Raw genomic sequence first — 14,280 nt, forward strand, 5'->3', positions numbered from 1 at the left:
CGCCGACTCGCCACCGGCCGCAACCTGTCGGCTACCACCGACCGCGGTGGACTACCACTGTCCGCGGTGGACGACCTCGTCGTAGGGGCGGCGGTCGAGGCGTTCCACCGGCCGCAGCGGCCCGTCGTCGGGGTAGCCCAGGCCGATCATGTAGGCGACGCGGTGGGTGGCGGGCACGCCGAGAATCCGGCGGGCGGCCTCCTGGTCACCGACGGCCGAGTGCCCGCCACCGACGCCGAGGTCCGTCGCGGTCAGCAGCATCAGCATGGTCGCCTGGCCGAGGTCGTACTCGTCCATGAGCCGGTAGCGCTCCGACTCCGGCTCGGGAAGCACCAGCACGATCGTCGCCGCCGAACTCGCGATGTGACCGGCGCCGCGCCAGATCGTCGCCAGTTCGCCGAGCACCGCCCGGTCGGTGACGAGCACGAAGTCCCACCGCTGCCGGTTCGACGCCGACGGGGAACGCCACCCGGCCTCCAGGATCCGCTCTAGGTCCTCGGCCGGCACCGGNCGGTCCTGGTAGCTGCGGACGTTACGACGAGCACGGATCGCATCCCAGGTCTCCACGCCGTCGACCCTAGTGGAACCCGGGTGCTGTGCCGGCGGACCGTCCGCCGGCACCCATACTTGAGGCGGAGGGCGCCCCCGGCTCGATGCAGGGCCACCCTGCCGCCGACCCGGCCGGTGTCGGCGGTGCCCGGCAGGAGGAGGACGCGGTGGACGTGGTGGGCGCGTTGGCACCGTCCGGGCGGCAGATGGAGCTCGTGCACGGAGAGAGCAGCGTGACCATCACCGAGGTCGGCGGTGGGCTGCGCGAGTACCGGATCGGTGCCGCGCCGGTCCTCGACGGCTACGGCGCCGACGCGATGGCCAGCCGCGGGCGCGGGCAGTTGCTGCTCCCCTGGCCCAACCGGATCGCGAACGGCCGCTACACGTTCGGCGGCACCACCCACCAGCTCCCGGTGAACGAGGTGGCGCTCGGCAACGCCAGCCACGGGCTGACCCGCTNGTCGGCCTGGGAACTCGACCGCCTCGGCCCGGCCGCGGTCCGCGCCTCGTTCATCCTGCGCGCCCAGAGCGGCTACCCCTTCACCGTGAGCTTCACCGCGGAATACCACCTCGGCGACGACGGCCTGACCGTCACGATGACCGCCACCAACCTGGGCAGCCAGCCAGCGCCCGTCGGGATGGGCGCCCATCCCTACCTGACGACGGTCGGGGCGGACGGCGCCGCGGTGCGGGCCGACGACGTCGAACTCACCGTCCCGGCGGCGACGTGGCTGGAGACCGACGACCGTTCGATTCCCACCGGCGCGCGGGAGGTCGCCGGCGCGCCCGTCGACTTCCGCCTGCCCCGCCCCATCGGCTCCCTCGCCCTGGACACCTGTTACACGGGCCTCTCCCGCGATCCGGACGGGCGGGCACGCGTGCGGCTGGGCGCACCTGGCGGCGGTTCGGTGACGGTGTGGATGGACGAGACCTGGCCGTACGTGCAGGTCTTCACGGGGGACACGCTGAGCCCGCAGGAGCGGCGGCGCAGCATCGCGGTCGAACCGCTGACCTGCCCGGCGAACGCGTTCAACAGTGGGGACGGCCTGCGCGTCCTCGATCCCGCCGAGACCGTCGGCGGCACCTGGGGCATTCAGCCCACCGCCGGCTGACTCGCGCCCGGGGGTGGCAACACCCGGCGGCTGGGCCGTGCGGGTTGGCCGCAGGTGCGCCGCAGGGTGCGCGGGTGCGCCGCAGGCGCGGACGTGGGCCGCAGGCGCGGAGGTGAACGGCCCCGCCGGCCCGTGCGCGCGGACGAGCGGGCCCGCCGTCACCGGTGACCGTCTTGTCCTGGCCGGACGAGAACGGGATCGAACATATCCCGGGCCATCCCGCCGTGCACGTTACGTTCAGCGCACTCGGAAAAAACGAATTTGTTACGCGCCACCCGGCCGTCACACCGGGGACGACGGCCACGAGTCGGCCGCGAGACGCGAGATCTTCGGTCCATGGAGCTGATGACCGCACGTTATCTCCCCCTCGATCCGAATCCGAGAAATATTTCGCGCGATCCGGCCCGCCGCCGCCGATCGCCAGGACCGCCGCGGACCAGCACCGCAGCCACCCGAACCCCGCCTCCGCTCGGCAGCAGTCCGGCTAGTTCCGCAGATCAGGGTTCGCGTCCGCGTGACAGGCGCACATGCGGGGGCTATGGTGCATTTCAGCCGCTTCCGCGGAGTCCAGGTGCGCCGAAGCATCGCCCGCTCGTTCGCGGTTGACACCGTCGCACACACCGTCCGTGTGCAGGTAATTACCTTTTGTTTCCTTGCATCTATTCGCCCGGCGGGGGAAGAACGTGGTATCACGCTCGGCAGTGTTTTCGCGACGCATCATGATGGGTTTGNCGACCCATCGCAGCGGCCCCCACGGCTCGCCTCATCTCCCGTCCATCGAGCGTCGCCCGAGAAGCGGTCACCCGAGCACGCCCGGGCCGGAGACCCGCGCCTTGTTCCGGCCCGCCGCGTCCCGGCAGGCACTGGCCCTGGGAGTGGCGGCCGCGGTGGCGGCGCTGGCCGCCGGCTGCGGCAGCTCCTCCTCGGACGCGAGCCCGCCCGCACCCACCACCCAGGTGGTGACCAGCATGACCGGGGAGAAGACGACGGTTCCCCTGAAGATCGACCGCATCGCCGAGCAGTTCCCCGCCCACACCGTCACCGACATCATGCTCGGCGTCGGCGACAAGCTGGTGGCCATCCCCCAGAATGTCAAGACGATCCCGTTCCTGCGGAAGGTCTACCCGGGCGTCAACGACCTTCCGGAGCTCTTCCGGAACGGCGGCAAGGTGAACATGGAGGAGCTTCTCAAGCTCAAGCCGGACGTCGTCTCCACGATCAGCGGCGGCGATACCATGACGCCGTTCACGCAGGCCGGTCTACCCGCGGTCAACATGGCTTTCAACACCTTCCCGGAACTGGCTCCATCCATTCAGCTCGCCGGAAAGGTGTACGGCGGCGCCGCCGCCGCCAAGGCCAAGGAATTCAGCGACTACGTGAACGCCAAGCTGGCGATGGTCCAGTCGCGGCTGGCGAAGCTGCCGGCGACCGAGAAGCCGAGCGTCGTGCACATCGCCAGCTACCCACCCGTGGTCGTCGACGGCGGGAAGTCCCTCATCGACGGCTGGATCAACATCGCCGGCGGCACCGACTCCGCGAGTGGGGTCAAGGGCACGCACGTCACGGTGTCGATGGAGCAGCTCCTGCAGTGGAACCCGGACGTGCTGATCATCGAAACACCGGGTGGTGACCAGGGCCTGGCGGCCAACTCCGCCCAGTCCGTCGTCGACAACCTGGCGAAGTCGCCGGGATGGGCCGACCTGAAGGCGGTCAAGGCCGGTCGGGTCTACCTCAACCCGCAGGGTCTCTACCCGTGGGACCGGTTCGGTCCGGAGGAGGCCCTGCAGATCCAGTGGACGGCTAAGGTGCTGCACCCCGATCTGTTCACCGACGTCGACATCCGGTCCGAGACCCGGAACTTCTACCAGAAGTTCTTCAACTACCACACCACCGAGGCGGATCTCGATCAGATCCTCCAGGTCGGCAGCAAGTAACCGCACCACACTCGGTAACCGCACCACACTCGGTAACCGCACCACACTCGGTAACCGCACCACACTCGGACCGAAGGGACCGCGCCCGCCGGCGCAGTGATGACCATCTCCATGCGATTCGGCTTGCCCGGAGGGCGCGGCGATCTGGACGGGGCCGGTTCCACCTCCACGGTGGAACTGGCCCGCGTCGCCGAGACTCTCGGCTACGAAAGCCTGTGGTTCACCGACGGCCACCTCAGTTCCGTTGGTTCCCGGACGATGAGAGCCCGTTCCTCGCCGATCCCGTTGGCCGCCGCCGTCGCCGCGTCGACCAGCCGGATCCGGATCGGCTTCACCGCCCTGCACCTCACCCTGCACGACCCGATCCGGCTGGCCGCCGACCTCGCGACGCTCGACCGGCTCTCCGGCGGTCGGGTCACCCTCGGGGTCGGCTGGCCGATCGCCCCGTACACCAGGGCCTACCAGGACACCAGGGCCGACCAGGGCGCCAGCCCGCCCCAGGTCGACCTGCCCGACGCCCTCGACACGCTCGTCGGTTACTGGCGGGGCCGGACGCGCACGGCCGACGGCGCGCAGTTCCGGGTGGAGCCGACCCCCGCCCAGCATCCCCACCCGCCGATCGAGGTGGCCGCCCACACCGACGAGGCCATCGTCTGGGCGGCCAGCCGCGGCTACGGGCTGCTGCTGTCCGCCGTGCAGACCATCGCCTCCCTGGCCGCCTGTCTGGAGGTCTACACCTCGCATGGCGGGAAGGCCGGCGACGTCCGGGTGGAACGGTTCTGCCTCGTCGCCGAGTCGGATGCCGCCGCCCGGGAACGCGCCACCCCGATCGTCGTCCGGTTGACCCGGCGGCTGGCCGCGCTCGGCAGCGACGAGCACGGCCACCAGTCCGTCGGGACGTCCGACCTCGACCCGTTCCGCTTCCACGACGAGACGGCGGTCATCGGCGGGCCCACGACGGTCGCCCGCCGGTTCGCCGAGCTGCGCGACGAGCTCGGCGTGCAGCGGGTGAACCTGCGCCCGTCGTTCAGCGGCACCGCGTCGCTGGCCCTGCAGCAGAGCACCGTGCGGATGTTCGCCGCGAAGGTGGCACCCCTGCTGGCGCAGCCCGCGATCCGGAGGGTGACCTCATGACCCGCCCCGCGGTCCCGGCCAGCACGGATCCAGCCGGCGCTGATCCGCCCGGCACGGATCCAGCCGGCACGGATCCGGCCAGCACGGATCCGGCCGGCACAGGCTCGGCCGGCACAGGGCCGCTCACGGTGACCGAACAGGATGGTGTCGGCGAGGGCGGCGACACGGGTGGCGGCCTGACGACTCGGGGCCGCAGCGGGCCTGGTGCCCGGGCGACCGCACGGGTCCGCGCGACGCTCGGCGATCACCTGCGGGTCGTCCTGCTCGCCGTGGGCCTGCTCGTCCTGGTCGTGATCTCCTTCGGGCTGGGCCGGTACGCGCTGAGCCCGGCCACCGTCGTGCGCGTCCTCGCCCACGAGCTGTTCGGTATCGAGGGTTCCGTCGCCGGGCAGGACCGGGCCGTGGTGATGGACATCCGGATGCCCCGGATCCTCGCCGCGCTGCTCGTCGGGGCGGCGCTGGCCTCCTCCGGCGCCGCCTACCAGACGATGTTCCGCAACCCGCTGGTCTCCCCCGAGATCCTCGGGGTGGCGGCGGGGGCCGGCTTCGGCGCCTCCGTGTCGATCCTCATCGGCCTGGACACGACGCTGCTGCAGATCATCTCGTTCGGCTGCGGGTTGCTCGCCGCGGTGCTGTCGCTGATCATCGCCCGGGTGGTCGGGAAGGGATCGCTGATCATCCTGGTACTCGGGGGCATCATCATCGGCGCGATGTNCAACGCGCTCATCTCCAGCGTGCAGTACTTCGCCAACCCGGAGACGACCCTGCCGGAGATCACCTTCTGGCTGTTCGGCAGCCTGGCCCGGGCCAGCATGCACGGCCTCATCGTGCCCGCGATCATCGTCGCGGTGTGCCTCACCCTCCTGTACGCGGTGCGCTGGCAGCTCACGGTCCTCGCGACCGGCGACGACGAGGCCCGGTCGCTGGGGGTCAACCGCACGCGGATCTGGGCCCTGACGATCGGCGCGTCGACGCTCATGACGGCGACCGCGGTCAGCGTCGCCGGCATCATCGGCTGGGTCGGGCTCGTCGTCCCGCACCTGGCGCGGTTCACCGTCGGGCCGTCGTTCAACCGGCTGCTGCCGGTGACCGCCCTCATCGGCGCCGGCTACCTGCTCGCCGTCGACGACGTCGCCCGCACCGCCTCCTCGCTCGACCTTCCCCTGGGCATCCTCACCGCGCTCATCGGCGCCCCGTTCTTCGTGGCCCTGCTCGCAAAGGCGGGTCGTCAATGGCTGTGAGCGACCCGGCGGACGTCGAGGTCACGGGGCTGTCCTTCGGCTATGGACGCGGCGGCCACCGCATCACCGACGTCTCGCTGAGCGTGCGGTCGACCGAGGTCTGCTGCCTGCTCGGACCCAACGGTGCCGGCAAGACCACGCTGCTGCGCTGCCTTCTCGGCCTGCTCCGGCCCGAGCGCGGCACGGTGCGCATCACCGGCCGGGACATCGGCACGCTGGCGCCGCGGGAGCTCGCCCGGCGGGTGGCCTACGTCCCGCAGAGCACCTCCTCGCCGTTCCCGTTCACCGCGCTCGACATCGCCGTCATGGGGCGCACGCCCCACCTCGGCATGCTGGAGGCACCGGGTGCCGCCGACCGCCGCGGNGCCCTGGCCCAGCTCGACCGGCTGGGGATCGCGCACCTGGCCGACCGCTCGTTCGCCGCGCTGTCCGGTGGCGAACGCCAGCTCGTGCTGCTCGCCCGCGCACTCGTCCAGCAGGCGGCAATCCTCATCCTCGACGAGCCGACCGCCGCGCTGGACTACGGCAACGAGGTGCGCACCCTGCACGTCGTCGCCGAGCTGGCCCGGGAGGGGCATGCCGTGATCATGACCACTCACCAGCCGTCGCACGCACTGACCTACTCCAACCGGGCGGTGCTCATGCGCGGTGGCGTGGTCATCGCGGACGGGCATCCCGACGACGTCGTGACCGGCGAGCGCCTCAGCGACCTCTACGGCGTGCCCGTCCACGTCACCGGCGTGACCCTGCCACCCGGCCACGACCGCCGCGAGGTGCGGACCTGCGTCCCGATCCCCGCGCCCCGGTCGGCCCCTCTTCTCCGCCGCTGAACCCGCATCCCGACCCGCCCGACCCGCCCAACCCGCACGCCGTGCCCGTCCTCCCCGGGCCCGGATCACGCGGCCCTGCCCCCGCCGCCGGTGCTCCGCAATCCACCCAAGGACAATCCTGTGACCGGAGTAATCCGGCCACCCGCCAGGGAATTTCCCGGAAACATCTTCCCGCGCACCTACCAGCACGTTATAGTTTCACTCTGTCGGTCCGTTCCGGTCCACGGACCATAGCGGCAGGCGCGGCAATCCGTCCGGTCAACGGGTTGCGTCGGGCGCCGCCGCCCACGACATTCACCGTCACCGTGAAATATCGCTGGCACGGAACTCAGCGGACCAGCGCACCGTCTTCACGAGGCCTCCCGGGACCATTTCGGGACCATCCTCCGGCGCTCGAACCGGCCCGGCCTCGCCCGACATTCCACCGGCCCCGCGGCATCCAACGCCCAGGCCCGTGCGCGTCAGGAGGAGCACTAAGATGCCCGAGTCCGAGCTCGTCGTCGATCCCGCCAGGATTCGGCAGTTCGGGGATCCGACCGACACCGTGTTCTGCCTCGNCACGAACGCCTCCCTGCTGGACGACATCCGACTCGTCCGTACTGCTCCGTACCTGGACTACCGAATCCTGGAGTTCCGCGGCGGCGAGGACGAGTTCGCCCGGCTCATGCGGGAGGAAGTCCCGGAGCAGGCCCACGTGCTGGTCATGTCGCCCGACTGCTTCTTCCAGTCGCCGCCGGTGGACGTCCTCGGACCCCGCCGCAAGCTGCTCGGGATGGCCTGCAACTCGACCCCGACCGACCGGGCGACGCTGCGGCACTTCCTGCGCTGCATCGAGGCCACCGATCCGCAGGCCCAGGAGGACTTCTCCGACCGCTTCTTCGAGCTCGCCGAGCGCGGCGAGACGCTGGAGTACCGCGACGCGCGCCACGGCACGGTCGCGACCCTGCGCCTGTTCGACCGCGAGCTGGTGTGGAACCAGCAGGCCGGTCTCGTCGGCTGGGGCGAGCAGCAGATTGTGCCCGCCGGCGAGATCAGTGTGCTCCCCATCGAGATCCGGGAGTTCGAGGACTATCTCCGGCTACCCCTGGACGGCGAGATCGTGATCCAGGGCTACCCGATCCTGCATTCCGGCACGCCGTCATTCTCCCGGCGCGACCAGGAACGCATCCACAGCGAACTCTGGCCGCTGCACGAGTACGCGGTCGTGGCCCGGGTCGAAAACGGTCTCATCACCGAAATGACTTCCCCCGAGCCCGCCGGCCGTGCTATTGTGGAGATGTTCGAGGCGCTCTTCCAGGTTGATTCCCGGTACCGCATAGTCTGGGAGATCGGCCACGCGCTGAACACCACTCTCGACCTGCTTCCCGGTAATCACGCGATGAACGAGGTCTACGGGTCCACCCAGGGCTGTCTGCACTGGGGAATCGGGCTTACGCCGTTCACGCAGTACCATCTCGACATCATCTCGCCGGGAACGTTCGTCACGAACGACCAGGGTGATGTCCTACTCGGCACGCGGATCCCGTCCGCGATGCCCCTCAAGAGTCCGGTCGGCCTGGCCAACTGATCGGTCCGGACGAGGAACGTTCTCGTCTGTCCACCGCATTCCAACGGATTGACGGAAGGAGGTGATCACTGTGGAGAAGGTCGCGCAGAAGAAGATCCAGGTGAAGAAGAACGACCGCTACCTGGGCACCCTCCTCGGCTAATGCCGTTGAGAAGGGGTGGGTCGGCTGGACCGGGCCGACCCACCCCGACCAGGCCGCGCCCCCAGGCTGCTCTGCCGGCCGACGTTCGCACCACCACCGGTCGATCTCTTCGGTTGTCCCGCCAAACCAGTCCTCTCGCGCCGCGCCCCCTGGTGGTCCCCATGGCACAGTTCCTCGTGCGTCCCGACCTGCATCGGGAGTTCACCGGCCCACACTCGACGTTCTGCCTGCTGACCCAGGCCGACCGGGCCACGGACTTCACCCTCGCGCCCAGCAGCCGCTACGGCAGCGTCGTGCACCGCACCCTCGAGGCCGACGAGAGCCTCCAGGACGCCCTGGGCGACCAGCGCATTCCCGCCGACGCCGACGTGTTCGTCGTGTGCCCGGACCGCTTCCTCGTCTCCCCCGAGCCCGCGGTGGTCGGGCCGCAGCGGCGGATCGCGGTGATGCCCTGCGGCTCGACGCCCGTCACCGACGCCCAGGTCGCCTACTTCCTGTCGGTGGTCGAGCAGACCGACCCGGCCGATCTGGAGACCCGCGCCGACCGGCTGTTCGCCGCGCTCGGCGAGGCCGACCACGTCAAGCTGGCGGACCTCGCCGGGCACGCCTCGGCCCGCTTCGTCATCTCCGGCGACTACGAGTGGAACCAGCAGGCCGGCGCGCTGGCGGCGGGCGAGCAGCAGATCGCGCCGGCCGGCGAGGCCAGCGCCGTCCCCACGGACCTCTACCGGTTCGACACGAGCCGCCGGCTGGGGCTGGACGGGCAGATCGCCCTGCGCGGCGCCCCCATCGTGCACCGCGGTGACGACCCCGCGGTGCTCGCCGAACAGGCCCGGCTCTTCGACGACCTGGACGTCCTGCGCACGGCCACGGTGGTGCTCGACCTCGCCGACGGGATGGTCACCGACTGCCACGCGGTGGACGCCGCGGGCAAGCGCGCGGTCGACGCGCTGGGCGAGCTGTTCGCCGCCGACGACGCCTACCGGGTCGTGTGGGAGTTCGGCATCGGGCTCAACCCGGTGTTCGACCAGCAGCCGGGCAACTGCGGGATGAACGAGATGTACGGCGCGGCCGACGGGATCGTCCACCTCGGCTTCGGGCTGACCCCGACGACCCGCTACGCGCTCACCTTCACCTGCGCCGACACGGTCCTGTCCGACCCCGCCGGGACCCGGCTCGCCGGCCCCGCCGCGCGGCGGATGCGCCGGCGGCGCACCCCGACCTGCGGCTGCTGACCGGGCCGACGGCCACCCGCACCACGACGCCGCCCGCCGCGGGCATGCCGATGCCCCGGCGATCCGGCCGCACACCGCCAAACGGGAAGGAGCCCAACCATGACCGACGACCCGCGCACCTGGTACGGGGACCCGAGGGCGGCCGCCGCCGCCCGCACTGCCGACCTGACGGACCTGCGCACGCAGGTCGACACCATGCTCGACACGATGATCGAGAAGTTCTACGCCGAGATCCCGTACGCGGACCACCAGGCCCGNGGCGAAGAGATCAACATGGCGTACTACAAGCGGCACAACATCGAGACCATCCTCCGGCTGCGCCGCAAGCGCACCATCGACGCGCTCGCCATCGGCTACTTCACCAAGCGCGATCCGGTGCGCGGCGCGGCGTGGGCGCACTACGTCGAGGACGAGATGCTCCACGACGAGTGGTTCGCCGGGGACCTCGGCAAGGTCGGCGTGACCAAGGCGGAGATCTACGCCACCGAACCGTTCCAGGCCACGAAGCTGCTCACCGGTTATCTCCAGTACGGCATGGAGTTCGAGGGCACCCCCCTGGCCCTGCTCTGCAGCGTCTACTTCGTCGAGTACACGACGACGAAGACCCAGCCGTCGTGGGTGAAGAACCTCGAGGACCANCTCGGCCGGGAGAAGCTCGCCGGCGCCCGGCGCCACGTCGGCACCGACATCGCCGACGAGCACGCCGACTTCGTCTGGGGGGTGCTGACCTCGCTGGTGGGCTCGCCCGACGACGAGGCCAAGGTCATCGCGCACGTCAAGACGGTGGCGAACCTGTGGGTGGCCTACTTCATCGAGCTGTACCAGGCGGTGGTGGCCCCCGCGAGCGGCGCACTCGAGGCGGCGGGCAGCATCGCCGCCCGGTTCGCCTGAGCCTGACGGCACCGTACGGAGGAGACGGGGGGGATCATGTCCGTACCGCCGTCGGCCGCGTCGCCCGGGGCCCCGGCCGGTTTGGCCCCGGCCGGGGCCCCGGCCGGCCATGCCGTCGTCCGGTTCTCCGGGGACTGCGAGCTCAGTCCGTCGGAGGACCGCTGGTTACAGGAGGGGCTCGCGGCGGCCCTGCCCGATCTGCGGATGGCGGAGCTGTTCGCCGCGCGCCCCGAGCTGTTCCGCGAGGCCGACCATCTCATCGTCGGCGTCGACCGGGCCAGCGGCCAGCCGGTGTCCGCCCTGGGCGCGAGCTGGACCGCGACCGCGGCCGGCGAGCGGTTCCTGCACATCGGCGTGCAGTTCGTCGACGCCCGGGTGCGCCGCGGCCCGGTGTTCAGCACGAGCTGGCTGGCGTTGCTCGAGGACGTCGTCGCCGCCGGCGGATTCCCGCTGCTGTCCGCGCTGCGTACCTACAACCCGGTCGCCTACTGCGCGATGCGGGCCTACGGCCGGCTGCCTGGCGCCGTGATGTACCCGGAGGTCGGTCCTGTCGACCAGGACCCCGACGTGACCCGGCTGGCCGGCGAGATCGCGGCGACGCTCGCCCCGGGGGCACCGTTCGACCCCGCCAGCGGCCGCATCGCCGGGATCGGCGTCCCGCGCGGGCTCTACCGCGGCCGTCCGCGCTGCGACGACGCGGCGGTCAACGAGCACTTCGAGCGGCACACCGTGCCCGGCGACCGCATCCTCTGCGTGGTGCACATCCGCGAGACGGCGACGGTGGACGCGATCGTCGACAACTTCGTCCGCCGCACGACACGGTCGGCGCCGGGCGCCGCCACCCCGGCCGATCCGGCCGCGCCGCCCCTCTCACCCGCCGACCACGGCGGACCCATCACGAGACCGAGGCTTCGGGAGCTGTAGATGCTGGAACTGACAGACAAGGTTGCGGCCGTCGTCGGCGCGGCGTCGGGCATTGGCCAGGCCATCGCGATCGCCCTGGCCGAACAGGGCGCCGTCGTCGAATGCGCTGACGTCGACACCACCGGCGTCGAGGAGACGGTGGCGGCCATCGTCGCCGCCGGCGGCACCGCGAAGGCGTCCACCGTCGACGTGCGTGTCTCCGCCGAGGTGGACGACCTGTTCGCCCGCGTGGTCGCGGACCGGGGCCGGCTCGACATCGCCGTCGGCACCCCCGGCATCAACATCCGCAAGCCCCTGATCGACTACACCGACGACGACTACACTGCGGTCACCGACGTCAACCTGCGGGGCAGCTTCCACGTCCTGCGCGGCGCCGGACGGATCATGGCGAAGCAGGGCGGCGGCAGCATCATCGTCATCTCGTCCATCAGCAGCCGGGCCGTCGAACCCGGCCAGGTCATCTACGCGGGCACGAAGGCGGCCCTGGCGCAGATGGTCCGCGTACTCGCCGCCGAGCTCGGGAAGTCCGGCGTGCGGGTCAACGCGATCGCTCCGGGCCCGGTCGAGACCGCGCTGACGGTGCCGATCCGCTCCAGCGCTGCCTGGGCGGACGCGTACGCGCAGAAGGTCGCCGTCGGCCGCTGGGCGCGGCCCGCCGAGATCGCCGGCCCCGCGGTCTTCCTGGCCTCGGACGCCGCGACCTACGTCAACGGCGAGGTCCTGTTCGTCGACGGCGGCTGGGTGGACCTCGACGCGCAGTTCGCGGACGAGAGCNCCGTCGGCTCCGGCTGAACCCGCGACGCGGTGGACCCGTGATGCCGGTGGACCCGTGACGCCGGTGGACCCGTGACGCACTGAACGAGGCAAGCGNACCCGATGAGGCAAGCGCAGTAGAGGGGGGAAGCGCAGTGGACATCGCCGTCATCGGCGCGACCGGTGTCGTCGGCCGGGAGTGCCTGGCCCTGCTCGACGGGGGGATCCTGCCCGACGTGGGCCGGGTCCTCCCCGTCGCGTCGGCCGGCTCGGCGGGCCGCGATCTCGGCGCCGAGCAGGGGCTGGACCTGAAGATCGAGCCGGTCGTCGCGCTGGAGGACGTCGATCCGGCGGGCGTCGACATCGCGATCTTCAGCGCCGGCGCGCCGATCAGCACCCGGCTGGCGCCGGTCTTCGCTGCGGCGGGCGCGCTCGTCGTGGACAACAGCTCCGCGTTCCGGATGGAGGACGACGTCCCGCTCGTCGTCCCCCAGGTCAACCCGCAGACGCTGGACTCGCGCCCGGCCCGGGGCATCGTGGCCAACCCGAACTGCTCCACGATCCAGCTCGTGCGGGCGCTGCACCCCCTGCGCGCGCTCGGCGAGATCGACCGGGTGATCGTGTCCAGCTACCAGTCCGCCTCCGGCGGCGGCCTGCGGGGACTCGAGGAGCTCGCCGACACCACCCGGGCGCTGCTCGACGGCGCCGACCCCGCCGCCGCCNGGCCCGGGAAGTTCGGCCAGCCGCTGGCGTTCAACCTGATTCCCGAAATCGGCCTGCGCGACGCCGACGGACACTCCCACGAGGAACGCAAGCTGCGCCGGGAACCCCGCAAGATCATGGGTATGCCGGAGCTGCGGGTCGCGGCGACTGCGGTTCGGGTCGCCGTCGTCAACGGCCACTCGGAGGCGGTGCACGTCAGCTTCACCGCCCCCGTCAGCCCCGACGACGCCCTTGCCGCGCTGCGGGCCACCCCTGGCCTGCGGGTGTACGGCAACGACCCCGCGGACGGTTACCCGATGCCGCAACCGGTCTGCGCGTCGCCGACCGAACGCCGGCTCGTGCACGTCGGGCGGGTACGGGCCGACGAGGACGACCCCTGCGCCCTGTGGCTGTGGGTCGTCGCCGACAACCTCACCGTCGGCGCGGCGCTCAACGCACTGGAGATCGTGAGCCTGGCCGCCGGGAAGTCCTGGCTCTGATGGGGCCAGGAGATGTGACGGTGACCGGGGCTTTGACGGGGCTCGGGGACGTCGTCGTTCTGAAGTTCGGCGGGGCGGCCTTCGCGGCGCCCCGCGCCCACCACACCATCGCCCGCCACGTCGCCGACCGGCTGCGCGCCGACGGGTCCGCCTCGCCCGGCGGCGCGCCGACCCGGGCCATCGTCGTCGTCAGCGCCGTGGCCGGCGAGACCGACCGGCTCGGGACGGCCCTGCGGGCGGTCAGCCCCGATCCCGACCGTGACCTGCTCGCTGCGGCGCTCATGACCGGCGAGACGGTCAACGTCGCGCTCATGACGGCGGCGCTGCGCGACGCCGGGCTCGCGGCGGTGGCGCTGACCGCGGCCGACACCGGCTTCGTCGGCGCCGGCGAGCCGCACTGCGCGGACCTTCGCAGCATCGACGGCAGCGTGCTGGCGAGCCTCGTCGAGCCCGCTGGGACGGTGCTCGTCATCCCCGGTGGGCAGGCCGTGGACGGCCACGGGCGGCCGATCATGCTGGGCCGCAACAGCTCGGACCTGTCGGCGATCGCCGCCGCGATCGCCGTCGGGGCCCCGGCCTGCGAGATCTTCTCCGACTCGCCGGGGATCTGCACCGCCGACCCACGCCTCGTGCCGGACGCGCGCACCCTGGCCACGGTCGACTATGACACGATGATCACAATGTCGCGGCACGGCGCGAAGGTGCTGCACCACTCGGCCGTCGCCTGGGCCCAGCGGCACGGCGTGGAGATCCGCTGCCGTTCCCT

The 14,280-nt window shown here is 71.5% G+C and carries 9 protein-coding genes and 7 pseudogenes; 14 read left to right on the forward strand and 2 right to left on the reverse strand.

All coding sequences use genetic code 11. From position 1 onward, the window contains the following. Nucleotides 1-51: 51 nt before the first annotated feature. On the reverse strand, nt 52-510 hold a 459-nt coding region (locus FF86_RS21420; protein WP_242419233.1), incomplete at its 5' end, for a nitroreductase family protein. 1 nt (nt 511) lies between these two features. Beyond that, nucleotides 512-567 (reverse strand): annotated as a pseudogene (locus tag FF86_RS67360) (nitroreductase); the annotation flags it as partial. A 158-nt stretch (nt 568-725) separates the two neighbouring features. On the opposite strand from FF86_RS67360, the pseudogene FF86_RS54315 reads away from it, so the two are divergent. From FF86_RS54315 to FF86_RS67365, 14 genes and pseudogenes are all read left to right on the forward strand, one after another. Beyond that, nucleotides 726-1,008 (forward strand): annotated as a pseudogene (locus FF86_RS54315) (aldose epimerase); the annotation flags it as partial. A gap of 1 nt (nt 1,009) precedes the next feature. Further along, nucleotides 1,010-1,661, forward strand: a pseudogene (locus FF86_RS21425) (aldose epimerase); the annotation flags it as partial. A 968-nt stretch (nt 1,662-2,629) separates the two neighbouring features. Further along, nucleotides 2,630-3,595 carry an ABC transporter substrate-binding protein gene (locus FF86_RS21430; protein ID WP_052681243.1) on the forward strand — a complete coding sequence of 322 codons (966 nt, stop codon included), beginning with the start codon at nt 2,630-2,632 and terminating at the stop codon, nt 3,593-3,595. Between the two features lie 111 nt (nt 3,596-3,706). Continuing rightward, nucleotides 3,707-4,729: an LLM class flavin-dependent oxidoreductase gene (locus FF86_RS21435; protein ID WP_157866967.1), complete on the forward strand. Its 1,023-nt coding sequence runs from the start codon at nt 3,707-3,709 to the stop codon at nt 4,727-4,729. After that, on the forward strand, nt 4,726-5,443 hold a 718-nt coding region (locus FF86_RS54320; RefSeq protein ID WP_242419234.1), incomplete at its 3' end, for an iron chelate uptake ABC transporter family permease subunit. The genes FF86_RS21435 and FF86_RS54320, both read left to right, overlap by 4 nt. A gap of 1 nt (nt 5,444) precedes the next feature. Then, nucleotides 5,445-5,970, forward strand: a pseudogene (locus FF86_RS54325) (FecCD family ABC transporter permease); the annotation flags it as partial. After that, a partial coding sequence (locus FF86_RS54330; RefSeq protein WP_242419235.1) for an ABC transporter ATP-binding protein occupies nt 5,961-6,334 on the forward strand: 374 nt, incomplete at its 3' end. The pseudogene FF86_RS54325 and the gene FF86_RS54330, both read left to right, overlap by 10 nt. A gap of 1 nt (nt 6,335) precedes the next feature. Next, nucleotides 6,336-6,800: pseudogene (locus FF86_RS54335) on the forward strand (ABC transporter ATP-binding protein); the annotation flags it as partial. Nucleotides 6,801-8,670: 1,870 nt separating this feature from the next. Then, nucleotides 8,671-9,744, forward strand: coding sequence for a hypothetical protein (locus FF86_RS21455; protein ID WP_044886627.1), 1,074 nt, complete (start codon nt 8,671-8,673; stop codon nt 9,742-9,744). A 927-nt stretch (nt 9,745-10,671) separates the two neighbouring features. Next, a complete protein-coding gene (locus tag FF86_RS21465; protein ID WP_044886625.1) occupies nt 10,672-11,559 on the forward strand; it encodes a hypothetical protein in 888 nt (295 codons plus the stop codon). After that, a partial coding sequence (locus FF86_RS21470; protein WP_242419236.1) for an SDR family NAD(P)-dependent oxidoreductase occupies nt 11,560-12,333 on the forward strand: 774 nt, incomplete at its 3' end. Between the two features lie 134 nt (nt 12,334-12,467). Then, nucleotides 12,468-13,034: Asd/ArgC dimerization domain-containing protein (locus tag FF86_RS54340; RefSeq protein WP_255355870.1), on the forward strand; the 567-nt coding region annotated here is incomplete at its 3' end. Between the two features lies 1 nt (nt 13,035). Next, nucleotides 13,036-13,514, forward strand: a pseudogene (locus tag FF86_RS54345) (Asd/ArgC dimerization domain-containing protein); the annotation flags it as partial. Beyond that, nucleotides 13,514-14,263, forward strand: a pseudogene (locus tag FF86_RS67365) (aspartate kinase); the annotation flags it as partial. The pseudogenes FF86_RS54345 and FF86_RS67365, both read left to right, overlap by 1 nt. Between the last annotated feature and the right edge of the window lie 17 nt (nt 14,264-14,280).

The sequence above is a fragment of the Frankia sp. CpI1-P genome (assembly GCF_001421075.1).
Lineage (GTDB): Bacteria > Actinomycetota > Actinomycetes > Frankiales > Frankiaceae > Frankia > Frankia torreyi.